The sequence below is a fragment of the Vulcanococcus sp. Clear-D1 genome (genome assembly GCF_014654725.1).
Lineage (GTDB): Bacteria > Cyanobacteriota > Cyanobacteriia > PCC-6307 > Cyanobiaceae > Vulcanococcus.
Genome location: NZ_JACVZV010000032.1, coordinates 1 through 25,746, shown reverse-complemented (window position 1 = coordinate 25,746; position 25,746 = coordinate 1). Strand labels below are relative to the sequence as shown.

The 25,746-nt window shown below is 59.8% G+C and carries 25 protein-coding genes; 13 read left to right on the top strand and 12 right to left on the bottom strand.

Annotated elements, in window-relative coordinates:
* From H9532_RS12825 to H9532_RS12815, 3 genes are all read left to right on the top strand, one after another.
* Positions 1 to 275, top strand: a 275-nt coding sequence (locus tag H9532_RS12825; protein WP_296369147.1) for a sigma factor-like helix-turn-helix DNA-binding protein, incomplete at its 5' end; no start/stop codon positions are given.
* A gap of 13 nt (positions 276 to 288) precedes the next feature.
* Positions 289 to 1,461, top strand: a complete 1,173-nt coding sequence (gene mutY, locus H9532_RS12820; RefSeq protein WP_296369145.1) for an A/G-specific adenine glycosylase — start codon at positions 289 to 291, stop codon at positions 1,459 to 1,461.
* 13 nt (positions 1,462 to 1,474) lie between these two features.
* Positions 1,475 to 2,485 (top strand): carbohydrate kinase, encoded by a 1,011-nt coding sequence (locus H9532_RS12815; RefSeq protein WP_296369143.1) that lies wholly within the window; start codon positions 1,475 to 1,477, stop codon positions 2,483 to 2,485.
* A 12-nt stretch (positions 2,486 to 2,497) separates the two neighbouring features.
* Here the strand turns inward: H9532_RS12815 and tsaE are convergent, their stop codons facing one another.
* Positions 2,498 to 2,998 carry a tRNA (adenosine(37)-N6)-threonylcarbamoyltransferase complex ATPase subunit type 1 TsaE gene (tsaE, locus tag H9532_RS12810; protein ID WP_296369141.1) on the bottom strand — a complete coding sequence of 167 codons (501 nt, stop codon included), beginning with the start codon at positions 2,996 to 2,998 and terminating at the stop codon, positions 2,498 to 2,500.
* Between the two features lie 77 nt (positions 2,999 to 3,075).
* Here tsaE and ahcY point away from each other — a divergent pair, with 77 nt between their 5' ends.
* Entirely contained in the window at positions 3,076 to 4,503 is a 1,428-nt protein-coding gene (gene ahcY, locus H9532_RS12805; protein ID WP_010312406.1) for an adenosylhomocysteinase, read from the top strand.
* Positions 4,504 to 4,637: 134 nt separating this feature from the next.
* Positions 4,638 to 5,297, top strand: a complete 660-nt coding sequence (locus tag H9532_RS12800) for a DedA family protein (protein WP_296369137.1) — start codon at positions 4,638 to 4,640, stop codon at positions 5,295 to 5,297.
* Positions 5,298 to 5,312: 15 nt separating this feature from the next.
* On the opposite strand, the gene H9532_RS12795 is transcribed toward H9532_RS12800, so the two are convergent.
* A complete protein-coding gene (locus H9532_RS12795) occupies positions 5,313 to 5,705 on the bottom strand; it encodes a single-stranded DNA-binding protein (RefSeq protein WP_296369136.1) in 393 nt (130 codons plus the stop codon).
* Positions 5,706 to 5,841: 136 nt separating this feature from the next.
* On the opposite strand from H9532_RS12795, the gene H9532_RS12790 reads away from it, so the two are divergent.
* From H9532_RS12790 to H9532_RS12760, 7 genes are all read left to right on the top strand, one after another.
* Complete coding sequence (locus H9532_RS12790; protein ID WP_296369134.1) at positions 5,842 to 6,888, top strand: rod shape-determining protein; 1,047 nt, start codon at positions 5,842 to 5,844, stop codon at positions 6,886 to 6,888.
* Between the two features lie 5 nt (positions 6,889 to 6,893).
* A complete protein-coding gene (gene mreC, locus H9532_RS12785; RefSeq protein WP_296369132.1) occupies positions 6,894 to 7,631 on the top strand; it encodes a rod shape-determining protein MreC in 738 nt (245 codons plus the stop codon).
* Positions 7,632 to 7,633: 2 nt separating this feature from the next.
* On the top strand, positions 7,634 to 8,137 hold the full coding sequence (locus H9532_RS12780; protein WP_296369131.1) for a rod shape-determining protein MreD: 504 nt from the start codon (positions 7,634 to 7,636) through the stop codon (positions 8,135 to 8,137).
* Between the two features lie 4 nt (positions 8,138 to 8,141).
* Entirely contained in the window at positions 8,142 to 9,521 is a 1,380-nt protein-coding gene (locus H9532_RS12775; protein ID WP_296369118.1) for a sugar ABC transporter substrate-binding protein, read from the top strand.
* Between the two features lie 119 nt (positions 9,522 to 9,640).
* Entirely contained in the window at positions 9,641 to 10,450 is an 810-nt protein-coding gene (gene rpaB, locus H9532_RS12770) for a response regulator transcription factor RpaB (protein WP_296369116.1), read from the top strand.
* 67 nt (positions 10,451 to 10,517) lie between these two features.
* Positions 10,518 to 12,014 (top strand): lysine--tRNA ligase, encoded by a 1,497-nt coding sequence (gene lysS, locus H9532_RS12765; RefSeq protein ID WP_296369114.1) that lies wholly within the window; start codon positions 10,518 to 10,520, stop codon positions 12,012 to 12,014.
* A gap of 77 nt (positions 12,015 to 12,091) precedes the next feature.
* On the top strand, positions 12,092 to 12,355 hold the full coding sequence (locus tag H9532_RS12760) for a hypothetical protein (protein WP_296369148.1): 264 nt from the start codon (positions 12,092 to 12,094) through the stop codon (positions 12,353 to 12,355).
* A 90-nt stretch (positions 12,356 to 12,445) separates the two neighbouring features.
* Here H9532_RS12760 and H9532_RS12755 read toward each other — a convergent pair whose 3' ends face one another.
* From H9532_RS12755 to H9532_RS12740, 4 genes are all read right to left on the bottom strand, one after another.
* Positions 12,446 to 13,369 carry an FKBP-type peptidyl-prolyl cis-trans isomerase gene (locus tag H9532_RS12755; RefSeq protein ID WP_296369112.1) on the bottom strand — a complete coding sequence of 308 codons (924 nt, stop codon included), beginning with the start codon at positions 13,367 to 13,369 and terminating at the stop codon, positions 12,446 to 12,448.
* Positions 13,370 to 13,496: 127 nt separating this feature from the next.
* Positions 13,497 to 14,396, bottom strand: a complete 900-nt coding sequence (locus H9532_RS12750) for a hypothetical protein (protein WP_296369110.1) — start codon at positions 14,394 to 14,396, stop codon at positions 13,497 to 13,499.
* Positions 14,371 to 16,149, bottom strand: coding sequence for a tetratricopeptide repeat protein (locus H9532_RS12745; RefSeq protein WP_296369108.1), 1,779 nt, complete (start codon positions 16,147 to 16,149; stop codon positions 14,371 to 14,373). The genes H9532_RS12750 and H9532_RS12745 overlap by 26 nt, the downstream gene beginning before the upstream one ends.
* On the bottom strand, positions 16,146 to 18,155 hold the full coding sequence (locus tag H9532_RS12740) for a pentapeptide repeat-containing protein (RefSeq protein WP_296369106.1): 2,010 nt from the start codon (positions 18,153 to 18,155) through the stop codon (positions 16,146 to 16,148). Before H9532_RS12740 ends, H9532_RS12745 begins: the two co-directional genes overlap by 4 nt.
* 239 nt (positions 18,156 to 18,394) lie before the next feature.
* Between H9532_RS12740 and H9532_RS12735 the strand changes: the two genes are divergently transcribed.
* Entirely contained in the window at positions 18,395 to 20,062 is a 1,668-nt protein-coding gene (locus H9532_RS12735; RefSeq protein WP_296369104.1) for a hypothetical protein, read from the top strand.
* Here H9532_RS12735 and H9532_RS12730 read toward each other — a convergent pair.
* The 6 genes from H9532_RS12730 to H9532_RS12705 form a co-directional block, all read right to left on the bottom strand.
* Positions 20,016 to 20,639: a putative 2OG-Fe(II) oxygenase gene (locus H9532_RS12730; RefSeq protein WP_296369102.1), complete on the bottom strand. Its 624-nt coding sequence runs from the start codon at positions 20,637 to 20,639 to the stop codon at positions 20,016 to 20,018. The genes H9532_RS12735 and H9532_RS12730 overlap by 47 nt on opposite strands.
* Before the next feature lie 384 nt (positions 20,640 to 21,023).
* Complete coding sequence (locus H9532_RS12725; RefSeq protein WP_296369100.1) at positions 21,024 to 21,485, bottom strand: hercynine metabolism protein; 462 nt, start codon at positions 21,483 to 21,485, stop codon at positions 21,024 to 21,026.
* On the bottom strand, positions 21,482 to 21,712 hold the full coding sequence (locus H9532_RS12720; protein WP_296369098.1) for a hercynine metabolism small protein: 231 nt from the start codon (positions 21,710 to 21,712) through the stop codon (positions 21,482 to 21,484). Before H9532_RS12720 ends, H9532_RS12725 begins: the two co-directional genes overlap by 4 nt.
* A gap of 20 nt (positions 21,713 to 21,732) precedes the next feature.
* Complete coding sequence (gene egtD / locus H9532_RS12715) at positions 21,733 to 22,695, bottom strand: L-histidine N(alpha)-methyltransferase (protein ID WP_296369095.1); 963 nt, start codon at positions 22,693 to 22,695, stop codon at positions 21,733 to 21,735.
* Between the two features lie 20 nt (positions 22,696 to 22,715).
* Complete coding sequence (egtB, locus tag H9532_RS12710; protein WP_296369093.1) at positions 22,716 to 23,939, bottom strand: ergothioneine biosynthesis protein EgtB; 1,224 nt, start codon at positions 23,937 to 23,939, stop codon at positions 22,716 to 22,718.
* A gap of 95 nt (positions 23,940 to 24,034) precedes the next feature.
* Positions 24,035 to 25,708 carry a S8 family serine peptidase gene (locus H9532_RS12705; protein ID WP_296369090.1) on the bottom strand — a complete coding sequence of 558 codons (1,674 nt, stop codon included), beginning with the start codon at positions 25,706 to 25,708 and terminating at the stop codon, positions 24,035 to 24,037.
* Positions 25,709 to 25,746 lie beyond the last annotated feature (38 nt).

The following is a 25,746-nucleotide window of genomic DNA, read 5'->3' as shown; positions in this document are numbered from 1 at the left end:
ATGGCACCCAGCCGGAAGAGCTGGTGGATGGTGAGTGCCTGCGCAGCGACATGCGCGATCTGCTCGAGCAGCTGCCCGACTTGCAATGCCGCGTGCTGAAGATGCGCTACGGCATTCCCTGCGCCGACGTGCCCGAACCCGATGAGCCGATGAGCCTCACCGGCATCGGCCGCATCCTCGGCATGAGCCGCGACCGTGTGCGCAACCTCGAGCGCGATGGTTTGGCTGGTCTGCGCCGCCTCAGCGAAAACGTGCAGGCTTACGTGGCGGTTTGATCTGATCAGCCGATTGTCCAAGCAATCGTCTCAGCAACCTGAGCTCGTTCTTGATCAGCTACATGAGCTCCGTTTCAAGCTTCTGCGCTGGTGGCAGCACAACGGCCGCCAAACCATTCCCTGGAAGCTGAAGCCGGATGGGTCTTTACCCGCCCCGGATGAACAGCTCGATCCCTACGCCATCTGGGTGGCGGAGGTGATGCTGCAGCAAACCCAGCTGCAGGTGGTGCTCCCCTATTGGCAGCGCTGGATGGTGGCGTTCCCTTCTTTGGCGGCGTTGGCCGCCGCTGAAGAGCACGACGTGCTGCTGCTCTGGCAGGGCCTGGGGTACTACTCCCGTGCCCGGCGGCTCTTGGCCGGAGCCCGGCAGATGCAGGCCCAGGCGCCATTGCCCTCCGCCTGGCCACAGGATCTGGAGACCTGGCTGGCTTTGCCCGGCATCGGCCGGAGCACAGCCGGCAGCATCTTGTCGTCGGCCTTCAATCGCCCGTTCGCCATCCTCGATGGCAACGTGAAACGGGTGTTGGCGCGGCTGATCGCCTACGAGCGGCCTCCATCCCGGGAGCTGAAGCGGTTCTGGGCCCTGAGTGAATCCCTGCTCGATCCGGCGCGGCCGCGGGATTTCAACCAGGCCCTGATGGATCTGGGGGCCACGGTGTGCACCCCTCGCAATCCCCGCTGCCAGCAGTGCCCTTGGCAGTTTCAGTGCGCTGCCTACGCTGCCGGCGACCCTGCCGCCTTCCCCGTGCCCGACGCCCCCCGCGAGCTCCCGTTTCAGGTGATCGGCGTGGGGGTGGTGCGCAATGCATCGGGCCAGGTGCTGATTGATCAGCGCCTCAATGAGGGCCTGCTGGGCGGGCTGTGGGAATTCCCGGGCGGTAAGCAGGAACCGGGCGAGCCGATTGAGACCACCATCGCCCGCGAACTCCAGGAGGAGCTGGCGATCGAAGCGGAGGTGGGTGAGGAGCTGATCACCCTGGAGCACGCCTACAGCCACAAGCGGCTCCGGTTTGTGGTGCATCTGTGCCGCTGGATCAGCGGTGAACCCCAGCCTCTGGCCAGCCAGCAGGTGCGCTGGGTGGAGCCCACCGAGCTGGGTGATTACCCCTTTCCTGCAGCCAATGCGCGGATCATTGCCGCCTTGCTGGAGCGTTTGCAAGCTGAGGGCAGTGCCGCAGCGGCCTGAGGCCGCCTGAGCCATGGCTGCTGGGCCTACGCCGCAGGTGATCTGTCTGGGGGAAGCTCTGGTGGATCGCCTCGGTCCCCTCGGCGGTGATCCCGCTACCGAAGCTCCGGGGCAGTGCGACGACCGCCTGGGCGGTGCCCCCGCCAATGTGGCCTGCGCATTGGCTCGCCTTGGCACCCCTTCCGCCTTTGTGGGCCGTCTTGGGTCGGACGCGATTGGTGCGGCGTTTGACCAGTTGATGCGTGAACGGGGTGTGGATCTCAGCGGCCTGCAGCGCGATCCCATCCACCCCAGCCGGATTGTGTTGGTGCGGCGTGATGCCAGCGGCGACCGTAGCTTCGGCGGCTTCGCCGGTGATCAGGGCGATGGCTTTGCCGATCAGGCCCTTGAGGCCAGCGGGGTGCAAGCGGCCTTGCCGCCCCTGCTGGCGGGTGCTCGCTGGCTGCAGATCGGCACGATTCCTCTGGCGTCAGCGTTGTCTGCGGGAGCGTTGTTGGCTGCGGTGCAGTTGGCCGTTGACGCCGATGTGGCGATCGCTCTGGATGTGAACTGGCGGCCCACCTTCTGGGATGCCAGTGCTCCGGCGGATGCCGGGCCCACGCCGGCGGCCGTGGCGGCGATGCGTCCGCTGCTGGAGCAGGCTGGCTTGATCAAGCTGGCCGCTGAAGAGGCCCAATGGCTGTTTGGCAGCCGTGATCCCGTAGTGATCCGCGCTGGCCTGCCTCAGCATCCAGCGGTGGTGGTCACCGATGGTGGCGCCCAGGTGGCCTGGTGCTTCGGCTCCAGCAGCGGTGTGATGCCGGCCTATCCGGTGGCGGTGGTGGACAGCACTGGAGCAGGGGATGCCTTCCTGGCTGGGCTGTTGCACCAGCTCTGCCTCCAGCCCCAACTGCTCGATGGCGGCAGCGCCGAGGCGGTGCGCTTTGCCAGCGCCTGTGGGGCCTTGGTGTGCAGCGGCGCTGGTGCGATCGACCCCCAGCCCACCCATGAACAGGCAGAGGCTTTTCTCGCCACACGGGTTTAGCGCGCGCCTGGCTTAGCGTCTGGCCTCATTGAGGCTCAGCTCCGCCCGCCGGCCTGCCTCCGGACGATCGGGATCCACCAGCGCGAGGCTTATGCACCAGGCCCCATCGGGCCGGAAGCTCAGCCGCTCGCTCCACTCCACGGCCATCAGGGCACCGAGCTCCAGCGCTTCCTCTTCTTCCTGGGCGAAGAGTTCATCGGCCGCGAGGGCTTGCTCAAGCCGGTAGAGATCAAGGTGCACCAGCGCCGTGCTGTTGTTCGAACCGACACGGCCTAAGTAGTGCTGCGCCAGGGCAAACGTGGGGCTGGTGATCGGTTCCTCGATGCCCAGGCCGGCGGCGATGCCTTGCACCAGGCAGGTTTTGCCGGCGCCGAGGGTGCCCTGCAGCAACAGGATCGGCGGTTGTTGCCCCGCGCTGCAGTTAGTCCGTTGGCGGAGCCAGAGGGCCGCGAGCTCCTGGCCCAGGGCCTGGGTGGCGGCGGCATCCGCCAACAACACGCTGCGCGATTCCATCCCGGTAGATTGCCCCCACGCGAGCCCGAAGCCTCGGCGTCTCTGCAGATATTTCTAGTTTCCAAACCTTCAAGTTCATGGTGGCAACCCCCACGGCGCCTGCGCTGCAGAGCACCAGCACCTATGTGATCGCCGACCTCGGTCTGGCTGATTTCGGCCGCAAGGAAATCGAGATCGCCGAAACCGAAATGCCGGGCCTGGTGGCTCTGCGCAGCAAGTACGGCGCTGAGCAGCCCCTCAAGGGCGCCCGCATCGCGGGTTCCCTGCACATGACGATTCAGACCGCGGTTCTGATCGAAACCCTGGTGGCTCTGGGCGCCGAAGTGCGCTGGGCCAGCTGCAACATCTTCTCCACCCAGGACCACGCCGCCGCCGCGATCGCAGCTGCTGGCATTCCTGTGTTCGCCTACAAGGGCGAAACCCTGGATGAGTACTGGGCCTTCACCCACCGCATCCTCGAGTGGGGCGATGGCGGCACCCCCAACATGATCCTCGACGACGGCGGCGATGCCACCGGTCTGGTGATGTTGGGCACCAAGGCTGAGAGCGATCTCTCGGTGCTCGACAACCCCTCCAATGAAGAGGAGACCGCCCTCTTCAACAGCATCCGCCAGAAGCTGGCCGCCCAACCCGGCTTCTACTCCCGCATCAAGGCCCAGATCCAGGGCGTGACCGAGGAGACCACCACCGGCGTGGCTCGTCTGTATCAGCTGCAGAAGAGTGGCGAGCTGCCCTTCCCGGCGATCAACGTCAACGACTCGGTCACCAAGAGCAAGTTCGACAACCTCTACGGCTGCCGCGAATCGCTGGTGGACAGCATCAAACGCGCCACCGATGTGATGGTGGCCGGCAAGGTGGCCCTGGTGCTCGGCTACGGCGATGTGGGCAAGGGTTCGGCCCAGTCGCTGCGCGGCCTTGGCGCCACCGTGATGATCGCCGAGATCGATCCGATCTGCGCCCTACAGGCGGCGATGGAGGGCTACCGCGTCGTGCGTCTGGACGACGTGGTGCGCGATGTGGACATCTTCGTGACCGCCACCGGCAACTTCCAGGTGATCCGCCACGAGCACCTGATCCAGATGAAGGATCAGGCGATCGTGTGCAACATCGGCCACTTCGACAACGAGATCGATGTGGCGTCGCTGAAGCAATACACCTGGGAAAACATCAAGCCCCAGGTGGATCACATCGTGCTGCCCTCCGGCAACCGGATCATCCTGTTGGCTGAAGGCCGTCTGGTGAACCTGGGCTGCGCCACCGGCCACCCCAGCTTCGTGATGAGCAACTCCTTCACCAACCAGGTGCTGGCTCAGATCGAGCTGTTCACCAAGGGCGACCAGTACGCCAAAGAGGTGTATGTGCTGCCAAAGCACCTCGATGAGATGGTGGCCCGCCTCCACCTCGAGAAGATCGGCGCCAAGCTCACCGAGCTCACCGCCGAGCAGGCCGCCTACATCAATGTGCCGGTGGAAGGTCCCTACAAGCTCGACCACTACCGCTATTGATCAACAGGCTTCGCGCACGCCCTCGGGTGTGCATGGCCTGATCGCGCTCCGCAGATGGATCTCCAAGGAGATCCGCCTGCGGCGCATTTTTGTAGGCAGATGCCGCACAATCAGCCCATACACACGCAGGCCGAATGGGACTCACAGAGTTGGTGCAACAGCTGCCGCAGCTGATCGGTGCGGCAGTCGAGGCCAACCCGTGGATGGGGTACGGCGCCATCTTTGCGGCGATGTTCCTCGAGAACCTCTTCCCGCCGATCCCCTCAGAGCTGATCATGCCGCTGGGCGGCTTCTATGTGCACCAGGGGCAGTTGGCGCTGATTCCGGTGGTGCTCGCGGGCTTGATTGGCACGGTGCTCGGTGCCTTGCCCTGGTACGGCATCGGCCGCCTGATCAATGAGGAGCGCCTCGAGCAGTGGCTCGAGCGCCATGGCCGTTGGATCGGCATCAGCCCCCAGGATCTGCACCGTACCCGCACCTGGTTCAACCGCTACGGCACAGCCCTGGTGTTCTGGGGTCGCCTGGTGCCCGGCATCCGCACCCTGATCTCAGTGCCCGCCGGCATCGAACTGATGCCGATCACACCGTTTCTGATCTGGACCACCGCCGGCAGCCTCATCTGGACCCTGCTGCTCACCCTGGCCGGTATGGCCCTCGGCGAGGGCTACGCCAATGTTGAGCTCTGGATCGACCCTGTCGCCAAAGCGATCAAGGTGCTCCTGGTGATTGCTGTGGTCGCTGCCGCCGCCTGGCTGGGGCTGCGCACCTGGAAGAAGCGCAACTCCAGCCACTGACGGCAGCCCTGAGCCTCAGAAGGGAACTTCCTCCTCGGTGGGCTCCCCGCTGAAGCCGCCGCCGCCATAGCCACCGCCTGCGGCTTCGGCATCGCGTTTGGAGCCCAGCAGTTCGAGTCGATCCACGCGGATCACCGGCTTGCTGCGCTCTTCGCCGGTGGCGCGGTCGGTCCAGCGGTCGAGCTTGAAGCTGCCGATGATGCCGAGCAGGGAGCCTTTGCGCACATAGTCGGCGGCCACTTGGGCCTGCTTGCCCCAGATCTCCAGGTTGAACCAGTCGGGTTCGTCGTTGCTGGAGCGGCGGTTCACGGCCATGGTGAGGTTGGCCACCATGCTTCCCGATTCGAAGTAGCGAACTTCGGGGTCGCGGCCGGCCCGGCCGACAAGGGTGATCGAGTTGACGCCCATGGCGTTCTCCTGCTGATGCGTTGGGTCAATGATGCAGTCCGTGGAGGAGCTGCTTCATAGGGAGAGTTCCACCCTTTGGCCCGGATGTTCCATCGAGGCATCCCACCTATGATTCGCGCCGCTAGGCGGCCCCTCAGTGTTCTTCAAACGTTTCCAGCTCTCCCGCGACATCGGCATCGATCTGGGAACGGCCAACACCCTGATGTACATGTCGGGCAAGGGCATCGTGCTGCAGGAGCCCTCAGTGGTGGCCATCGATCTCGAACGCGGCAGCTGTTTGGCCGTGGGTGACGAGGCGAAATTGATGCTCGGCCGCACCCCCGGCAACATCCGCGCGGTGCGTCCTCTGCGCGACGGCGTGATCGCCGACTTCGACGCCGCCGAGCAGATGATCAAAACCTTCATCCAGAAGGGCAATGAAGGCCGCGGCATCGTTGCCCCCCGCCTGGTGATCGGCATTCCTAGTGGCGTCACCGGTGTGGAGCGCCGTGCCGTGCGTGAGGCCGGTCTGGCCGGTGCCCGCACCGTGCACCTCATTGATGAGCCCGTGGCGGCGGCCATCGGTGCCGGTCTGCCTGTGACCGAGCCCGTGGGCACGATGATCGTCGACATCGGTGGCGGCACCACTGAGGTGGCTGTGCTGTCGCTGGGCGGCACCGTGCTGAGCGAATCGGTGCGCGTCGCCGGTGATGAACTCAGCGATGCTATCAGCGTCTATCTGAAGAAAGTGCACAACCTGGTGGTGGGTGAGCGCACCGCCGAAGAGATCAAGATCCGCATCGGCTCCGCCTTCCCCGATGAGGTGCACGACGAAACCTCGATGGATGTGCGCGGCCTGCACCTGCTCTCCGGCCTGCCCCGCACCATCAACGTTCGCGCCGGCGACGTGCGCGAGGCGATGGCCGAGCCCCTCAACGTGATCGTGGAGGCGGTGAAGCGCACCCTCGAGCGCACCCCGCCCGAGCTCGCGGCCGACATCGTGGACCGCGGCATCATGCTGGCGGGCGGCGGCGCGCTGGTGCGCGGCATCAGCGATCTGATCAGCCACGAGACCGGCATCCTCGTGCACGTGGCCGAAGACCCGCTGCTCTGCGTGGTCAACGGTTGCGGCATGGTGCTGGAGGACTACAAGCGGCTTGAGCGCGTGCTCGATACGCCTGACTTCAGCCGCGTCACCGCCTGATCCCTATGCCCGGACGCATCCTGCGCGTCCCGCTGCTGCGCAAGGTCGCTGAAGCCTGGCCCTGGTGGTTGCTGTTGCTCGCCTTGTTGGCTGTGCGGCTGAGTAAGGGGGCTGCCTTTATGGATGCCTATGCCCTGCTCAGCCGTCCCTTCTGGCCCGGTTCGGCGCAGTCGGAATGGTTGCGCTCGGCCCAGCATCTGCAGGATCAAGCCAGCCTGCAGATGCTGCAGCGCGACAACGAGCGCCTGCGCGGCCTGCTCACGCTCGATCGCAGCGGTGGCGGCCGCGTGTCGGCGCCGGTGATCTCGCGTGAGCCCGGCGGCTGGTGGCAGCAGCTGGAGCTGGGTAAAGGCAGCGTGGATGGCCTGCGCGCCGGTGATCCGGTTCTGGCTCCGGGTGGTCTGATCGGTCGGGTGAGCAGCGTCACCCCCAGCACCGCCCGCGTGCAGCTGCTCACTGACAGCGGCAGCCGCCTTGGCGTGTGGGTGGCCCGGGTGCAGCGCCATGGTCTGTTGGTGGGTCAGGGCACGGCCCGACCGCGGCTGCAGTTTCTCGAGAACGACACCGGTGTTCGACCCGGTGATGTGATCACCACCTCCCCCGCCAGCACCCTCGTGCCCCCCAATCTCTTGGTGGGTGTGGTGCAGAGCGTGAATGAGTCGCTGGCGCCGGCCCCGGATGCGGCGGTGCAGCTCAGCGCGCCGGTGGATGCGGTGGATTGGGTGCAGGTGGTGACCCGTTAGCCATGGGGGTGTTGCACCGTCAGCGCTGGTGCGGGGCCACGGGCCTGGCGGTGCCCCTGCTCACCCTGGCGTCGCCGGCCTTCCTGAAAATTGCCGGGGTGGCTCCCAGCTGGGCTGTGCTCTGGTTGCTGCCCTGGGCCTTGGTGGATGGGCCTGCCTCCGGCGCGATCGCTGGCCTCTGCCTCGGCTTGGTGCTGGATGGCTTGCACCTGGGCCTGGCGAGCGAGGTGCCGGTGTTGATGCTTCTGGGCTGGTGGTGGGGGCGGATCGGTCGGCGCGGTGTGCCGATCGAGCGCAGCTACAACCTGGGCTTACTGGCTGTGCTCGGCACGTTGCTGCTCGGCGCCAGCCTGTTGCTGCAGCTCTATTGGGCCGGCCAACTGCCGCTGGTGGAGGCCGGGTTGCACACCCTGGTGGCCCAGAGCCTGATCACTGGTTTGCTGGCACCGGTGCTCTGCTCGCTGTTGTTGTTGCGCTGGCGCCGCATCGCCGACCTGAGGAGTTGAACCGATGACCCGTCAGCTCACCACCACTGGCCGGCCTGCCTTGCGCCGCCGTTCGCTGCTGCGCCGGCTCGCCGCTGGCGCGGCGGGTGCTGCGCTGGCTCTGGGTCTCAGCGCCTGCCGCGGTGCGGCGCCGCCGGCTGTCTCTGAGCGCACGATTCAGTTCTGGACCCTGGATCTGGCGCCGAAGTTCAACAGCTACCTCCAGGGCGTGATCGCCGCCTGGGAGCAGCAGAACCCCGGCTACCGCGTGGTGTGGACCGACATCCCCTGGGGCTCGGTGGAGCGCAAGCTGCTGGCGGCGGTGTTCGCCCGCACGGCGCCCGATGTGGTCAACCTCAATCCGCTCTTCGCGGCGAACCTGGCCAGCAAAGGCGGCTTGCTGCCGCTGGATGGCGTGCTCCCCCCGGGTGCTCCTCAGGCCTATTTGCCCTTGATCTGGCAGGCGGGCCGCAGCGCCGGGCCCGATGGTCAGCCCCAGCAGTTCGCGATCCCCTGGTATCTCACCGCCCGGATCACCCTGGCCAACACAGGGCTGCTGCAGCAGGCGGGCTACAACGCCCCGCCCCGCACCTGGGCGGAGGTGCCGGCCTACGCCGAGGCCGTCCGGCGCCGCACCGGCCGCTACGCCCTGTTCGTCACCGTCGTTCCCGACGATTCCGCCGAGCTGCTCGAGAGCCTGGTGCAGATGGGGGTGACCCTGCTCGGCCCCGATCAGCGGGCCGCCTTCAACAGCCCTGCTGGCCGCAAAGCTTTTGCCTTCTGGACCGACCTGTATCGCCGCGGCCTGCTGCCGCGCGAGGTGGTGAGCCAGGGCTACCGCCGGGCGATTGAGCTGTATCAGAGCGGTGAGCTGGCCCAGGTGGGCAGTGGCGCCGAATTTCTGCGCAGCATCCAGACCAACGCTCCGCAGATCGCAGCGGCCACCCGCCCCTACCCGCCGCTCACCGGCGCCAAGGGTGAGGCCAATGTGGCTGTGATGACCCTGGCGATTCCTCGCCAGAGCCAGGTGGCGGGCAAGGCGGCGGCGTTCGCCCTGTTCCTCACCGATGCGGCCAATCAGCAGCGTTTCGCTGAGCAGGCCCGGGTGCTGCCCTCCTCCCCGGGGGCGCTGCAGCAGTTGCGCCGCAAGCTCGAGGTGGAGCGGCCAGCCAGCCAGCCGGAGGCCCTGGTGCAGCAGGCCCGCTTGCTCTCGGCAGACACCCTCGCTCAGGCGGGGGTGCTGGTGCCCGCCAGCCCCGGGGTGAAGCGGCTGCAGGCGATTGTGTACACGCAGCTGCAGCGGGCGATGCTCGGCCAGATCAGCAGCGATGCGGCTCTGGCGGAGGCGGAGCGGCAGTGGAACGCCTACGCGCTGGGACGCTTCGCCGGGCAGACCAGCCGTTAAACCCCGGGCCGGAAGAAATCCTTAAGAGTTCCCCGGATAGCCCTGGTTTCAGGGGTTTTGGGCTGCGAAGGGTTCATCCTGAGATGTATCGTTGCGCTTCTTCATCACCTGTTGTGCGTATGGCCCTCGGCGACCAGCACCAGCTCGGTGAGGCGTCGGGAGCCGCGTCTGGGCCGGAGGGCCACCGCGCCACCTTGCTCGTGGTGGACGATGAGCCAGCGGTGCGCCGCGTGCTCGTGATGCGCCTGCAGCTGGCCGGCTATCGGGTGGTGTGTGCCGAAGACGGCGAAGAGGCCCTCACCCTCTTCCACCAGGAGCAGCCCGATCTCGTCGTGCTCGACGTGATGCTGCCCAAGCTCGATGGCTTCGCGGTGTGCCGGCGGCTAAGGGCGGAATCCTGCGTGCCGATCATCTTCCTCTCGGCCCTCGATGCCATCGCTGAGCGGGTGGCTGGCCTGGATCTCGGCGCCGACGACTACCTGCCCAAGCCCTTCAGCCCCAAAGAGCTTGAAGCCCGGATCGCCACGATCCTGCGCCGGGTAGGCCGCGGCTCCGCCGCTGCTGAACCCCGCGATGTCACGCCGGGCCAGGGCGTGCTACGGCTGGGAGATCTGGTGGTGGATACCAACCGCCGCCAGGTCACCCGCGATGGTGAGCGCATCGGCCTCACGTACACCGAATTCAGCCTGCTGGAGCTGTTGTTCCGCGAGCCCGGCCGGGTGGTGCCCCGCGCTGAAATCCTTGAGCAGCTCTGGGGTTATCCGCCGCGCCGGGCCGCTGATCTGCGGGTGGTGGATGTGTATGTGGCCCGTCTGCGGGGCAAGCTCGAACCCGATCCCCGCAACCCTGAGTTGATCCTCACCGTGCGCGGCACCGGTTACGCCTCGCAGCGGGTGGGTGAGCTACCTGGAATGGCTTCGGCCGGCTGAGATTGTCCAGCGCAGGTTGTGTTCAGCGTTCCTGCAAGATAGCGGCAAGCTGAGTTGTACCGGTCCTTTGTCTGAGCTGCGCGAGACCCGCCTGGAGAAAGGCAAGGCCCTGGCGGCGTTGGGTCAGGGGCCCTATGCCCTGAGGTTCGACCCAAGCCACCGCACCGTTGAGCTGCAGCAGGCCCACGCCGATCTGGCCAACGGCGAGGAGCGCGATGTGGCTGTGGCTGTGGCCGGCCGAGTGATGACCCGCCGAGTGATGGGCAAGCTTGCCTTCTTCACCCTGGCCGATGAAACCGGCCCAATTCAGCTATTTATTGAAAAGGCAACCCTGTCGGCCTCGATGCCGGACGACCCCGAGGCTTTCGCCCACATCACCTCGCTTGTCGATGCCGGCGACCTGATCGGGGTTCAGGGAACCCTCCGCCGCACCGACCGCGGCGAGCTCTCGGTGAAGGTGAAGAGCTGGCAGATGCTCAGCAAGAGCCTGCAGCCCCTGCCCGATAAGTGGCATGGCCTTTCGGACGTGGAGAAGCGCTACCGGCAGCGCTACCTCGATCTGATCGTGTCACCCGACACGCGCGAAACCTTCCGGCGCCGGGCCGTAGCGGTGAGTGCGATCCGCCGCTGGCTGGATGAGCGCGGGTTCCTCGAGATTGAAACGCCGGTGCTTCAGAGCGTGCCCGGTGGCGCTGATGCCCGGCCCTTCGAAACCCATCACAACGCCCTGGATCTCCCTCTCACCCTGCGCATCGCCACCGAGCTGCACCTGAAGCGGCTGGTGGTGGGCGGTTTTGAGCGGGTTTACGAGCTGGGCCGCATCTTCCGCAACGAGGGCATCAGCACTCGGCACAACCCGGAGTTCACCTCGATTGAGGTGTACCAAGCCTATGCCGACTACAACGACATGATGGATCTCACGGAGCAGCTGATCGCTCACGTGTGCCAGCAGGTGTGCGGCAGCACCACGATCCGTTATCAGGGCAACGAGATTGATCTCACACCTCCCTGGCGCCGCGTGACGATGCACGAGCTGGTCAAGGAGGCTACTGGCCTCGATTTCACTGCCTTCATATCCCGGGCTGAGGTCGCAGAAGCCATGGAGGCCAAGGGCTTGGCGGTGCCGGCCCTGGCGGATTCCGTGGGTCGTTTGCTGGTGGAGGCCTTCGAGCAAACAGTGGAAGCGGATCTGATCCAACCCACGTTTGTGATTGATTACCCGGTGGAGAACTCGCCTCTGGCACGGGCCCACCGCAGCAAACCCGGGCTGGTGGAGCGCTTTGAGCTGTTCATTGTGGGCCGCGAAACTGCCAACGCCTTCAGTGAGCTGATTGACCCGGTGGATCAGCGCCAGCGGCTCGAGGCCCAGATGGCCCGTAAGGCCGCCGGCGACGACGAAGCCCAGCAAGTGGATGAGGATTTCATCCAGGCTCTCGAGGTGGGCATGCCTCCCACAGGCGGCCTGGGCATCGGCATCGACCGCCTCGTGATGCTGCTCACCGACAGCCCGTCGATCCGGGACGTGATCGCCTTTCCCCTTCTCCGACCAGAATCCGTCAACTAGCAGGTTTAACCCAAGCGCACCCAGATGGGATAATGGGTCTTCAGTAGCGTTCCCCCGACGTGGGGGAGTTGGTTCTCATGAGTGGTGAGCGCGTCGGTTTCCGTTTTAAGCATGCAGACGCAGTGGTCAAACGCAATCCGCAGGGTCGCTCCCGTCGGGGATGGGTGATGGAGCCTGTCGAGCAGACAACGAGTCGCGGTACAAAAATGCCGGCTTATCGAATTCGTTGGCGAGACAGCGAGCGTCCAGAGATTGTTTTACAACACATGTTGATTGCAGATCCAGACCCCACTCCGCCACCGGAAGGCGTGAGTTTGATTCCGCCGACCAGCAAAAAGTAAGTAGATCAGATTCTGAAGCACCTAGGCTTGTTCGATAATGAGAACCATCTGAGCAATTTCTGCCCAAATGGTTCCCGGGTAATACGGAGTTTAAAAAATAAAAGCTGATTTTGAAATTCTTTCGATTCCAGTTAGCTCGATTTCAAAATCGGACCTTTTGTCTCCATTTGCATCAATAGACACTAGGCCGGCATCAAACCGGAGTTCTCCGGATGTTCCACTAAACTCACGTTTGTTGATCCAAGTGATGCGGTCGAATCCATCGCCTGCAATCTCCGACAGATCGATCTGGTCCCCTTCAGCTTGATTGAATCCCAATATTGTTTCACGACTAGTCAGGCCATTCCGTGGCGTAGCGGCGTCAGCGATATTTGTGTAAATGTATTTGTCGGCATCTTGACCACCAATTAAAAGGTCGGCGCCTAGGCCACCTTTCAATTGATCATTTCCGGCAAAGCCAAGCAGAATATCAGCTTTAAGCTCACCAAAATCCTTGCCTGCTAGGATATTTTCTTGATCATAGCCAAGAAGATTTACTGGAGACTCTGCAACAATCGAATCTGACACAAGCGATTTGCGAAACTCAATCAGCTTGCGAACTTCTGTTTGATTTAGGCCAAGATCACGGAACCTTGGAAATACAAAGCTCTCATCGTTGCTGGGTTTTGCGGCAATCAGCTCGACTGTAAAGATCAAGTCTGCATTGCCAGGGATGGATGGTGGGCTACCTGTTGTTCCGTAGCCGAGCTCAGCTGGAATGTAGAGCTCAATAACTTCCCCAATACGCCTGTTGGAAAGGGCTTGCTCCCAACCCGGAATCACTTGACCTGCACCTAGCTCAAAGGTAAAAGGGCTGCGAGTGTCTGTCGCAGTGGCGAAGTTAAAGTTTGAATCAAAACGACTGCTAGGGTCTGCAGCCAGGATTCCTGAGTACCAAACGCCAAGCACATCTCCTTTGCGAACGCGTCGACCGGTACTCGGTCGCAAGACCGTTGTGGAAACTTTCTTCGACATGGATGAATTACTCTGGATTGCAGCATTCTAGCAACTGGGTGGCCGATCCAGCCGCAGAACCCCTATTAATGGTGATGTTCATCAGGTCAATGAGCGTTCGACCATGTTCTTATGGGGTGGCAAAGATCTAAAGCATATTGAGATCTGCAAGCGTGTGATGGACTGCATCTGAATCTCGACCGTACGATGTTTGCGAGGAGGGAGACAGTGAGCGGACGGCTTCGTGCGATGCCAGCCACTGACAGGCCTCAGCTAAGTCATTGGCCGTGTCAACAGAGATTCCTGGCGTGTCGAGAAGAATGCCTTTGAGTCTGCGATTGTTCACAATCCATCGGAGCATTTCAATGCTTTCCCTCTTTTCGAGAGGGCTTTCGGGGAGCCGCCTGAATTCTTTGAGGCTAGATAAAGAGCATCCATATAATCCCAACTGCTTCACACATGAGACTGAGTCACGACCCAGATTTTTACATGCAATGGGATTAGTTTCTGTATTCTTAGTGCAAGAAGTAACCTCAGAAAATATAGGTAGACGACTCAGGTACAGAATATCGTTTTCCCGGTTTATGCTTGCCTTGACGTTGTTGTGGTCGGATCCCGCCAAGTCTGAAATCAGACTCAAGCCGTTCAGAATAAGAACATCTATAGTGTTAAGCCCAGCTACAGCTTGAGCAAATATCTCAATGGCTTCGACACCGATTAAAGGCTCATCCCCTTGTAAAATAATAAAGCGATCATGATTCAAGCCTTCGGCCGCCCACGCGCAGCGATCAGTTCCTGTTGAAAAGGATGGCGTAGAGATTGAATCAATTCTATGTTGCTTACATGTTTCAAGGATTTCTGCACTGTCACTGCATACATATGTCTCTAGGCCTGCAAGAGTTGCCTGCTGGGCACAACGGATGACCATCGGTACACCGCCAATAAGCGACAGAGCTTTAGCGGGTAATCGTTTACTTTCTAGGTGGGAAGGGATTAAGACAGTAGGCTTTGACATGCTCATGTTATCCATTTGTGATTTCTTGCTCAAGGATCTCACGTAAGGTTTTGCAAGCATCTTGCCAGTCTCCCCATTTAGACGCGCGAATTAATTGGAGTGATGGGTACCAAACCGACTGGTCTGAGTTCCCATACACAAAGTGGCAACCTGGGGGCAGTAGCACCAAGCCACGTTTGTTTAATGCTCCAGACAAGTGTGCATTGGTTTGCTGCGACGTTACGACTAGGTCTAACGCAGAGATTGTCGCCGCTAGTAGGCGTAGATCTTGGGTTAAGTCCGGATAGTGAAGAACTTGCAGGCCAAGCAATTCAGCCTCCTCAATCAACTGCCTTGGAAATTCGTTGTGCTCAAGATTGACTAGCGTGACAGGAAGGTCTTTGAATTGACGAAGCACCTCTGACCGAGGGAGTGTACGCTTGAGCCTTTGATATTCATCGCCTTGGCGACCGGCTATGAAGGAGATGCCGACCCTATAGTTATAATGTGAATCTTTGTCAATTCGATCGCGCATGCATTGAACGGCATTCTCGGCAACTTTTAATGGATTGAAATGTGACCTAATCTCCTCAGCTGATCGACCATAAAGAAGTGGCAATGAACCGAGTGCAATCTTGCATCTCGCAGATGCCGCAAGATTCATATGGCTGGGCTCAGAAAAAATATGCAATCCAGGAAGCTGATCCTCAATGAGATTGGCTATTCTTGGCTCAATAATTAAGGAGCTATTTGGATTATCTTCTAAAAGTGGCTTCAGGAATCTGCTGAAGTAGCAAACATCTCCGACTCCTTGTTCTCCTAGAACTAAAATGTCTCGATTCTTTAGGGGTTCTCCTGCCCAATTTGGAGAGAGGCCGTAGTGAATCTGATTGGCAGGGAGGCGCAGTCGATATGCGTATGATTTCCAACCCTTTTCGAAGTCTCCTGTACGTAGTGCCTCGCGCGCTTCAACTAAACGTGCATTGGCATCGGAAGGATTTTCTGTTAGATGTTGCTGGAGCCGCAGCTGTACGTCTTCTGCATGGCCACTTTCTGCTAAGGCTCCAATCGCAATGCTTTTCACAGACACACCTTTCCAGGTGCGATCGCCGAGTGTATCTAGCAGAGCAATATAGTTCCTGAGTCTACCCATGCTGAATAGTGTTCGGGCTTCAAGCATGTAATCATCAGAAGTTGCATCGAGAGCCCGAGTTAATGTTTGAGCCTGGGTGAGAGCTTCGTCTTTTTCGTTTAGCTTCAGCAGAATCGGAATGAGTGCGCGCCGAATATTCGCACTGTTGCTGTGGCGAAGAAAATCGAATAAGGTTGATTTGGCTTGTTCGAGCTTTCCCTGATTCTTCTGAATCTTGGCAAGCCCTAGACAGGCTTTCTCATGATGTAGATCAATGGTGAGTGCTTTTGAAAAGCATGGAGCCGCCTCGCTGCTACGGCCTACCTGAAGAAGAGCGCAGCCATAATCGTTCCATCCATCGGCCCAGTTTGGGTTTCGTTTAATTACTTCATGAAAAAGATCAAGTGATTGAGCTTGATCTCCTAACGCTAACAAGGCTTTGGCCTTGATACTTGCTAGTGAGACGGCTAAATCACTTGATCCACTAAAGCTTTGAAGCAGCTCTAATGCCTTAGAAGCTTGCCTCATAGATATCAAGGCATTGGCATAAACAGTCAACGCCTTGATATCGTTCGGAGCTGCTTGGAAGATTCGCTGATAGAGGCTCAGTGCTTGGGCTTGGTCGCCTTCACCCCAGAGCCGGTCAGCGGCTTCAGCTAGCTCCTGGTTGATCACTGAACAGGATACGGTAGTTGTTGTCCTGCAGCATAACCTACGTTCACATAGTGGTGAGCCAAGCTGGCTTCATCGAAAACAGCTCCGGTTTGGAAGAGAACATCGGGATAAGTCTCTACGTAGTAGTCGTAGACACCAGGTTCATTCAGAGGACGTTTTTGGAAGAATCCTTTGTTAAGATACTGATTCCGCGCTTTATCAACCGCCTTGGAAGGACCGCCAAGAGGTTTGATCAGGTCTGAATTGCTGGTGAGATACATCTCGCTGGTTGCCGTAGTCCAGTCTTGTTCCTTGGCAATCTTATACATTGCGATTGTATCTTTTGCCTGAGATGATTTCATGCCACTGGTGAAATCAAGCAGCTTCTGCTGCCTATCGTCAGACAGAGAATCCAGGAATTTGCGTGGTTTGAAGCCATCGACGAGCAGCTTGCCCGTGATGACATCCGAACGAAGACCCTCTTCGCCTGCTTGTCCATAGGGCGGCAAATTGGCGGCGAAGGCTCCTGCTGCCCCATGGATATCGCTGCCGAACTCTTTGATGAGTTGAGAATTCCCTGCAACAAATCGGGCTGCGTTAAACTTGATCAGGTTGTTCTCTGAAGGCTTGAATCCCTTTGCGAACTTCGTGTAGTCGTCATAGAATGCTCCGCTCACATTCAAGCTAGAACGCTTGAAGTTTGCGCCAAAGATCACGGAATCTTTGAATGGCATTTTGCGCTTCGAGACGGAATCCATCTCAAGGCTCAGCGAGTTCTGAGGTGCGCCTGTGGCTCCGGCGAAATTAGCGCCTGTGAGATTGGCATTGGTGAAGGTGCTGCCTGTCAGATTCGCATTGGAGAAGTCTGCGGCATTCAGGTTTGCCCCATCGAATGATGAATTGGAGGCATCCACACCAGAGAACATCCCTTCTGCTAGCAGGGCACCCGTATAATCGCCGTTGGGTACGATGGGATAGTCCGAATAATCCCAGGTTGCCGCAGTAAGAGCTTGGACGTATGGTTGAATCGTGGAGAGCTGAGATTTAAGCAGCGAATTTAGTGCAGCCTCGCCTGCTGCATTGATGTCGGCCTGCACCTCTTCTGCCGAATCTGTGATGATGTTGGCGAGAGTCTGGCTGGGGGCTTCTGGTGCAGTTGCGCCTACGGCAGTGTAGAGGGGAACAACGCTGTAGTTCCAGAAATCGGTGAGGTAGCTCAGCAGGTCGTCGTTAATAAAATCAGCAACAGCTGTTACACCCGATGAGATGTACACATTGTCAGTGCTGACGCTGCTGGCCAGTGGGAAGAGCTCGTACGCAACACCATTGGCTGTTCTATCTGGCGTGCTGCTGTAGGAAGGGATCTCAATGATCGCATCAAAGTAGATGGGAACATTGGGAATGGGGTCAAGGCTGAGTGTGCCAGTCGATACGTTGCCAAAATTAGTAGTGACGCCAGCAACATCGACACTCAGATCATCAAACGCTGCACGGCCTGTGATCCGAATGGCATTCCCAGAAATGATCTGGTCAAGATTATAGGTGACCGTTTCAGTGGCAAGCCCCTGACTGTTGGGCCCAGTCATTTCACCACTGGTGAAGGTGACGCTTGAGAACAGCGGATTCAGTGCATCGCTAATTCCTTGAACGGTGGCAGAAATATCCAGCTCGGTTGAATATCCACCGGTGAGAGCTGGGATCGCAGGAGAAACAACCGCTGGAACGACGTATGCTGGGGTAACTGTGTAGGCAGGTGTTCCGGGGACTTCGGTGGTGCAGCTGCTCCATGGCCCACAGATATTCGTAGTTCCCCACCCAGGTACGGCTGGGGAAACAACGGCTGGCACTGTATAGGCGGGAGTGATCGTGTATGCGGGCACCCCAGGAACAATCGTTCCAGAATCTTCGTAAGTCTGTGTATAGTCGTAATTTAAGTTGTTGGGACTGCCTGTGAGCGTGCCACCCCCGCCAGGTATTTCGTAGTCGATGACCCAAAACGCGTTGACGAGATCCTGGATCTCATCCATCAGCGTTGCTGCGATCTCTGCGCTATTTTCGAGAGCAGAGTCTCTGAGAATTGAGGGTGCCGCCATGTGTAGATAGTGCGTGCCCTCCTACTATAGTGCTTGTACAGGTGTTTTGCTAAGCTTTAATGAATTCTTTGTGGAGCTGGCTAATCTCGGCAGATCCTGCTCTGCTTGACGAGGCCACAGCTGAGCTCAGGGAAGGGCATAGGTCCTTCCTGTCTGGCCAGCCCCAGCAAGGCTTGGCGGCAGCCGCAGCTGCTCTGCGACTCAATCCAGAGGATATTCCGGCATTGGTGCTCAGTGCAGATTGTTTTCATGCTTTTGCTCAGTCTATTCAAGCATTAGAACTTCTGAACAAGACGTGTTCCCTTTCAAAGAATTCTACATCCCTTGAGGTTTTAACCTCTGAATACCTCTTAAGGATCGGCCGTCCAGCTGATGCTCAGCTACGTTTAGAGCGAGTTTTATTAAAGTCTTCGGAATCGACCGAGAACTACTCCTCAGAACTGTATCTTCTTGCGCGTGAGTGCTACATCAAAGTTCTGGTTTCGCAGGGGCTATACGAGAAGGCATGGCTAGAGGTTCAAGCTTCACTCCCCTTCTGCGAAAGGCTGGCGGGCCAAGCTGTCGAAATCTTGCAAAAACTCGGCCAAGACGGGGAGGCCCTTCTATGGGCTCAGAAGTACCACGATGTGATCCTGAATGATGACTCCGCCTTATTGCTCGCCAACTCTTATTTTCGCTGTGGCAACGTTACCGCCTATGGAGATACCCTGTTGGAGGCGGCTCAGGCTTGTCCTGAGCAATCCTCTCTAGGCACTTTGGCGGCCCAGGCCCTTTTTGATCGCTCGGACCATCCACATACGCTTGAAGCCGCAACTAAGTGCCTTGATTCTGTTCTCAGTCGTCAGCCTCAAGTATTCGAAGCTTTCTATCTGCACTCACGTCAGCTTTTGCTTGATGGCTCCTTTGTAGATGGTTGGAAGGCCTACGAGGCAAGATTGAGACTTCCTAGTTCGCAACTCTATGCTGCGTGCCCTTCTGATTGGTCTGGAGAGCATCCAGGGGGTAAGAGTGTTGTCGTTGTTGCTGAGCAAGGAGTTGGAGACGTCTTATTCTTTGCGCGCTTTCTTCCTCAACTTGCTTCAGAGGCGGCCAGGGTTTTTCTCCTTGCAAATGCACGTCTCGCGCCGCTTCTTCGTCGGTCATATCCCCAAATTATTATTTTAGAGCAGCCATCGCTAGCATCAGCGCTTGCAGGTTCAGACGCTCTTTGGATCCCATTAGGAAGCTTGCCGCTTCGCTATGGGAGTAGTCTCAATGCAATCCAGGCATCGTTGGTTCAGCCTCAACTCAAGACCCACCCTCGGCTTGATTCTGCTTGGAGGCTAGAGCTCCCTGATCGATGCTGCCAAAAACTGAGGATTGGCATCTCACTTACTGCAGGGAATGTTCATCAAGCTTATCAGCAGCAAAAGCGTGATGTTGATGCTGGCATTGTGGCAGTGGCCCTAGATGGTTTAGACGCTTGCTTGGTTGACTTGCAGCATCGCGACAGATTGGTGAATGTCTTCGGTTGTAATGCTATCCACTTTCCTGGCATTACTGAAGATCTCGACCAACTCTGTGCTCTCATCAATCAGCTTGATGTGCTGGTTACCTCAGACCAAACCAATGCATTCCTTGCCGGAATGCTTGGCGTTCCAACAGTTGCGATTGTTCCGCCTAATCCTCATTTCATGTTTATGAGGGCAGGCGAGCGCACGCCTTGGTTTTCCTCTCTTCGCATTGTACGTGCCAAGAGATGGGCTGATTGGGCTGGTTGCCAATCTGCTATCCGCGCATCCATTGATTCCTTGCTTACGGAACATACGCCAACTCTTCAACACGACCCATTGGCCCCTTGAACCAGGTGTTTACAGACAGCGTCATTCGTGCGTGTACCTCCTGGTTGGGCTCCACTGCATGTTTCAGTGTTGATGGAAACACTACAAGTTGCTTTGCCTGCCCATTAAAATCAAATCGCACTTCTTTTTGTCCACTTTTCTTGTCAGGTGCCAACACACGTGGCAATGCGTAAATTGATGGAATAAAAAAGCTTGTTACTGCTGGTTCGGTCAGGTATAGGATTGCAGATAGTACCGATAGAGGATGATGGTGCCTGTGGTGCATTTCTCCGATGTCAGACCGATTGAGCCAGCTTTGGCTTATGACTAGCTCCCGCACGGTTTCGTCTCTCCAGCCAATATCCTGCCGAACTTGATTCACTGCCTGCTCGATCCAGTCGTGTAGTGGCTGTAGCTCTTCGACGGATTGCAGTGTTGCTGAAGGATGAATGTATGATCGGCCGGATTGTTGCCCTTCGCCTCGCTTTCCAACTTCATCCCATGCCAATTGATAGGCGTAATTTAAGATTCCAGAGAAATGCTCATCCGGGCACTCGAAGACATACAGATGCTGTTGAAGGGCAGATTGCTTTTCCATTGTGAATGCAGATCTTCGAGTGTCGTCACATGCATTTTGGCGTGACCCCCTTCATTGGTCCAGGCGCAACGAGAGTGGGTTGTCAATCAGTAGCTACATGAGCAGGTTCCAGGGCCGTACCCCCCGGGCGGGGCGATTAGAGGCAGCCCTAGAGCTCTGCTCAGGATTGTCCGCCAGCCCAGCGCAATGGCGTCCAGGTGCTGCCCCTGCTGCGCAACTTGGCATTGAACCTAGTGAACTGCAACCATATCTATCCGAACTGCGCAGGCCTGATGGCCGTGCTACACAAAGTTATCCGAATGCTCGGATGGGTTGGCGTCATCTAAGCAGAGGCGGGGCAAGACGACCTTCAGTCAGCCCTTGGTGCCCGGCCGTTGCCGTCGATCAGTGTCTCCGTCTCAATTTCTCTAGTTCTTGCTCTAACTCGAACTGAGCCCAGGCCTCGTCAAGCGTCGTGTTGTTTGTGTTGCTTGAGCCCTGGTTGTCCAGTGCTGCACTCCCCCGTTGCGCCGCCTCACCCAGGTCCTCCAGATCCTGCCAGCGCTGTCGGCCACGCTCCATGAGCTGCGTCACCCGCTGTTCCGCTCGTGCCGCCAGATCCGAGGCACCGGCCGCGTGGGCTCGTTGGGCGCGGTCGCGCCACTCGCGGATCTCCCCCGCTAGCTGCAGCAGTTCGCTGCGCAGCGCTTCGGCCTGCGCCAGCAACCGGCGCTGCCGCTGGCGTTGCTCTTGCCGCTCCTGCTCCTGAAGCAGCGCCTCCTGGGCGGGATTCGCACGCAGGAAGGCCTGCAGCTGTTGCTCCAGCCGGGCCTCGAGCTGCTCGAGCCAGTCGGCGGCTTGGCTCAAGGGGCCTCGGGGGCGCGGGTGATCAGCGGCGCTTCGATTTCTTCCTGCAGCGGCGTGATCGCGGCTTCGCGGGAACGCAACAGCAGTTGGGTGAGCCGGGCGATGCCGCCCTCGCCCAGGTTTTGGGAGGCCAGGGATTCGAAGGCGTTGCCGTAGAGCTCCTCAAGCTGGGTGATCAGGCCTTCCCGCAGTTCGCGCACGGCCTGGCGCTGCTCTTCCCTCGACATGCTGCGGCTCCTCGCTGGCTTCAGTCTGCCTGCACCAGCAGGTGCAGGGATAGATCGCCAGCTGGATCACTCCAACGTTCCGACCCCCGCCAGCCGGCCGAGGCGGCCAGCTCCAGAAACGCCTCCGGGCTGTATTTCGCACTGGTTTCGGTGATCAGCGCTTCCCCCGCCGCGAAGCTCCAGCTGCGGCCCGCCAGCTCCACCTGCTGGGTGTTCTGGCTCACCAGTGCCATCTCGATGTGGCTGTGCTCCTCCACCCAGCGGGCCCGGTAGTGGAAGGCCTCTAGATCGAAGCTTCCGGCCAGATCGCGATTGAGCCGCCGCAAGAGGTTGAGGGCGAAGGCGGCCGACACCCCAGCCGCATCGTCGTAAGCCGCCTCCAGCCGCTCCACATCCTTGGGTTGGTCGATCCCGATCAGCAGCTGACCGCCGGGCCCCAGCAGCCGCCGGAACTGCGCCAGCAGATCCCGCGCCGCCGCCGGCTCAAAGTTGCCCAGGGAGCTGCCCGGGAAGAAGCCCAGGTGGGCCGTGCCACTGAGTAGTGGGTGCTCTGGCAGGGCCTCCAGCTGGCTGTAGTCGCAGCAGATCCCCAGGATCGGCACCGCCGGAAACTGCTGTTGAAGCCGGGTGCAGGCGGCTTGGAGATGTTCAGCGCTGATGTCGAGCGCTACATAGGCCGGTTGGGCCAGGACCTGCAGCAGTGGTGCCACCTTGCGGGCGCTGCCGGCGCCGAATTCCACGAGGGTGCCGCTGCCCAGCGCTGCCGCGATCGCCGGCGCCTCCCGTTCGAGCAGGGCGGTTTCGGTGGCGGTGAGGGTGTATTCCGGCTGCTGGCAGATCAGATCAAAGAGGCGGGAGCCTTCGGCGTCGTAGAGGAACCAGGCCGGCAGTTGTTTGGGGCTGCGGCTCAGACCGTCGATCACCAGCTGGCGCATGTCCGCCGGGGCGGGATGCAGATCGAGCAGGTCCACGGCCGGCGCCATTCCGGTTACCGCGCTCCCACTCATCGCTGCACCTCGCGCACCAGCCGCACACCGCTGGCCACCCAGCGGCTCGCCGGTGGATAGAAGTTGCGGTAAGTGAGCCGCTCGTGGCCGTTTGGAGTGAGGAAGCAGCTTCCCCGCAGCACGAATTGCGAGGTCATGAACTTGCCGTTGTATTCGCCTACCGCCCCGGCGGCCGGTGCAAAGCCGGGGTAGGGGCGATAGGGGCTGCCGGTCCACTGCCAGAGGCAGCCGTAGGCCTGAGGCAGATCGCCAGCGGCGGCGGCCAGCTCCCACTCCGCTTCACTCGGCAAGCGCGCCCCGGCCCAGCGGGCGTAGGCATCCGCCTCAAACCAGCTCAGATGCCGCACCGGGGCCTGGGGTTGCCGGGGCCTGCGGCCCGCCAGGGTGAACTCCCACTCCCCTCGCCAGTAGCGCGGTGCCTGCCAGCCCCGCTGCTGCACCACGGCCCAGCCTTCGCTCATCCACAGCTCCGGCCGGCGGTAGCCGCCATCAGCGATGAAGGCTGAGAACTCGCTGTTGCTCACCAAGCGGTTGGCGATGGCGAAGGGCTCGAGCCAGACGCGGTGGCGGGGCGCCTCGTTGTCGAAATGGAAGGCGCCAGGCGAGGGGCCGGGGCCGCTACTTCCCCCCGGATGGCCGATCTCCGCCAGCCCTCCCGCAACCTCGATCCAGCTCGGGTCGGCCGGGGCCGCCGCGGCGCCGCGCTCGTAGGCGGATTCAGGATCCACGCACCCTGCGCCGGCCGGGTAGGCCACCGGCTCGAGCGGGTTGCGGCTGAAGCCATCGAGCAGATCCATCAGCAGCAACTCCTGGTGCTGCTGCTCGTGCTGAAGGCCCAGCTCCACCAGCGCAGGATCCAGGTGCTCCAGCTCCTGCTCAAGGGCTGCGGTCACCCGCTGGCGCCAGGCGAGCACCTCGGCGATCGGCGGCCGGGTGAGCAGGCCGCGCTGGGGCCGCGGGTGCCGCTCCCCCACGGCCTCGTAATAGCTGTTGAACAGATAGCCCCAGCGGCTTTCCGCCGGCTCATAGCCGGGCCGCTGCCGCAGCAGAAACTCCTCAAAAAACCAGGTGGTGTGGCCTAGATGCCATTTGGCCGGGCTGGCATCGGCCATGCCCTGGAGGCAGAGGTCTTCCTGTTCGAGACCTTGGATCAGCGCTTCGCTGGCCTGGCGGATCTGGCGCAGCCGCTGGAGCAGAGCAGGGGCTGCGCAGGGCGCCATGGGTCAACGCTATCTAGAACGACCATAGAGAAGGCTTGCATGAAATGTTGTTGCTGGTGCCCTTGATAACGGCGAGCCTCAAGGCATTGGCCCACTCAGCTGGCAACTGGGACCCATACATCTTGATCATATGAGATCACAGTGAGCTTCGGAAACAGATCGCTCAGTGGGCTGATATTGCCAGCCGTGTCGATCTGGCGCGCCAAAATATCGCCTGGGAAGTAATTCCCTTCTCCAAGGCTGAACGAGCTGCCAAAGCCGGTCAGCCAAGTTCGACCTGCATCCGTCGAATACTTCCAGGTAGCCCCCTCTTCGATACCGGTGACCCTTATATTGCCGTTAGTGGTGATCCGGTCTGTGCTGGAGTTACCTGTATCTGCTGCCAAGGCCAAGACGAGTGCCACAGGTGCTGTGGTGTCGGAATTGTCGATGTCATCAGGTTGGTCGGAAGGCCGCGCCTTGGCGCTCTTGCGGAAATCGAGATTGAGTGAGGGCAGATCCATATCGCTGCGGCTGAAGCTGATTCCCCCATAAAGCAGTTCACCGGTCAGGGGATCAACAGGCCGCGAGCCTCCTATTCCAACGGTCAACACCATGTTGCGGCCATTCGGTTCGCCAGCCCAGTCGTTTAGAAGCTCAATCCCCTCTGCATCGATCGGAATGGTCAGTCGCGTGCTTTGGTCGCCATTGTAAGTAGCCTTATCGAGTACTGCTGTCGCCAATAAATCGCCTTTGAGTAGCTCCTGGTGGGTGGAGGCGCCGTTCTCATAGGACTGTGCGTACTCAATGGCTTCAGCGGGGGTAATGCCAGGATTCACGCGGATTTCCAAGAGCTCTTGTGTTGCAGGCGTCCAGAAATTGGTGACCTGGATCTGAAAGTCGGCCGAGCGAATCGGCTTCTTGAGCCTTGGCAAATCAAAGAAAAGCATTGGCATACAGTCATAGTTATTCTGATTGCCCGCTTGTGCCCAGATTTGATCGCCATAGCCAGTATAAGTCCCGCCTGATTCACGCATCTGGCTGCCATATTTCCATTGAGGCAAAAGAGTGAACTCATTCAGCTTGTCTTTTGCGGAACTATGCAAAGACTTAAAAGCGTTTAAGCGCCCACCAGTGGTCACCACATTCGTAAGCGTGTTGATCTGATCAACGCCTTTAAGGATTCGGGAGGCAATCTGCGACGGCTTCAGTTTTGGATACGCACTTTTGATGAGACTGGCGACACCCGCCACCATAGGACTGGCCATGGAAGTGCCATCCAGATATCCGTAGGGTCCGTCAACCGAGCCACGTGGCAGAGTGCTGAAGATATACGATCCTGGCGCAGCAATACCCGCAACATTCAATCCATAGTTGGAGAAGCCGGAGAGTTGATCCTGCGCATCAGTGCTGGCAGCAGTGATCTTTCCGGGAAGCTTGATTGCGGCAGGCCATTTCCCCTGATAATCATTGTTATTGATGTCATTCCCGTTCGCTGTTGCCATAAACATCCCCGACTTGACAGCTCTCTTAAAAGCCTGCTCCAGCGCTTTCGAACTGTTTTTGGGCCCGGTCCATCCCCAGCTGTGGTTGGCAACCGTCGCACCCATTTTTACGGCATAATCAATGGATTCAAGGAGGTCGCTCATCCACGCGCCCTTTGTAGATGGCAGGATCTTGATAGCCATTAGACGTGCATAAGGATTGATCCCAGAAATCCCGATACCATTATTTTGCGTTGCACCGATAATCCCAGCAACATGGGTGCCATGCCCCTGGTTGACCGACACATCTCAGCCGCGAGATTCATGTGACTGCCAGCAGCGGC

Bases quoted from the DNA above. Each gene is read 5' to 3' on its own strand.
- H9532_RS12775 (WP_296369118.1), top strand. From the start codon at position 8,142: ATGACCCGTCAGCTCACCACCACTGGCCGGCCTGCCTTGCGCCGCCGT.
- mreC (WP_296369132.1), top strand. From the start codon at position 6,894: ATGCCCGGACGCATCCTGCGCGTCCCGCTGCTGCGCAAGGTCGCTGAA.
- H9532_RS12730 (WP_296369102.1), bottom strand. From the start codon at position 20,639: ATGGAAAAGCAATCTGCCCTTCAACAGCATCTGTATGTCTTCGAGTGC.
- ahcY (WP_010312406.1), top strand. From the start codon at position 3,076: ATGGTGGCAACCCCCACGGCGCCTGCGCTGCAGAGCACCAGCACCTAT.
- H9532_RS12755 (WP_296369112.1), bottom strand. From the start codon at position 13,369: ATGTCGAAGAAAGTTTCCACAACGGTCTTGCGACCGAGTACCGGTCGA.
- H9532_RS12780 (WP_296369131.1), top strand. From the start codon at position 7,634: ATGGGGGTGTTGCACCGTCAGCGCTGGTGCGGGGCCACGGGCCTGGCG.
- H9532_RS12800 (WP_296369137.1), top strand. From the start codon at position 4,638: ATGGGACTCACAGAGTTGGTGCAACAGCTGCCGCAGCTGATCGGTGCG.
- egtB (WP_296369093.1), bottom strand. From the start codon at position 23,939: ATGGCGCCCTGCGCAGCCCCTGCTCTGCTCCAGCGGCTGCGCCAGATC.
- H9532_RS12760 (WP_296369148.1), top strand. From the start codon at position 12,092: ATGAGTGGTGAGCGCGTCGGTTTCCGTTTTAAGCATGCAGACGCAGTG.
- H9532_RS12740 (WP_296369106.1), bottom strand. From the start codon at position 18,155: ATGGATGAGATCCAGGATCTCGTCAACGCGTTTTGGGTCATCGACTAC.
- tsaE (WP_296369141.1), bottom strand. From the start codon at position 2,998: ATGGAATCGCGCAGCGTGTTGTTGGCGGATGCCGCCGCCACCCAGGCC.
- egtD (WP_296369095.1), bottom strand. From the start codon at position 22,695: ATGGCGCCGGCCGTGGACCTGCTCGATCTGCATCCCGCCCCGGCGGAC.
- H9532_RS12720 (WP_296369098.1), bottom strand. From the start codon at position 21,712: ATGTCGAGGGAAGAGCAGCGCCAGGCCGTGCGCGAACTGCGGGAAGGC.
- H9532_RS12815 (WP_296369143.1), top strand. From the start codon at position 1,475: ATGGCTGCTGGGCCTACGCCGCAGGTGATCTGTCTGGGGGAAGCTCTG.
- H9532_RS12795 (WP_296369136.1), bottom strand. From the start codon at position 5,705: ATGGGCGTCAACTCGATCACCCTTGTCGGCCGGGCCGGCCGCGACCCC.
- rpaB (WP_296369116.1), top strand. From the start codon at position 9,641: ATGGCCCTCGGCGACCAGCACCAGCTCGGTGAGGCGTCGGGAGCCGCG.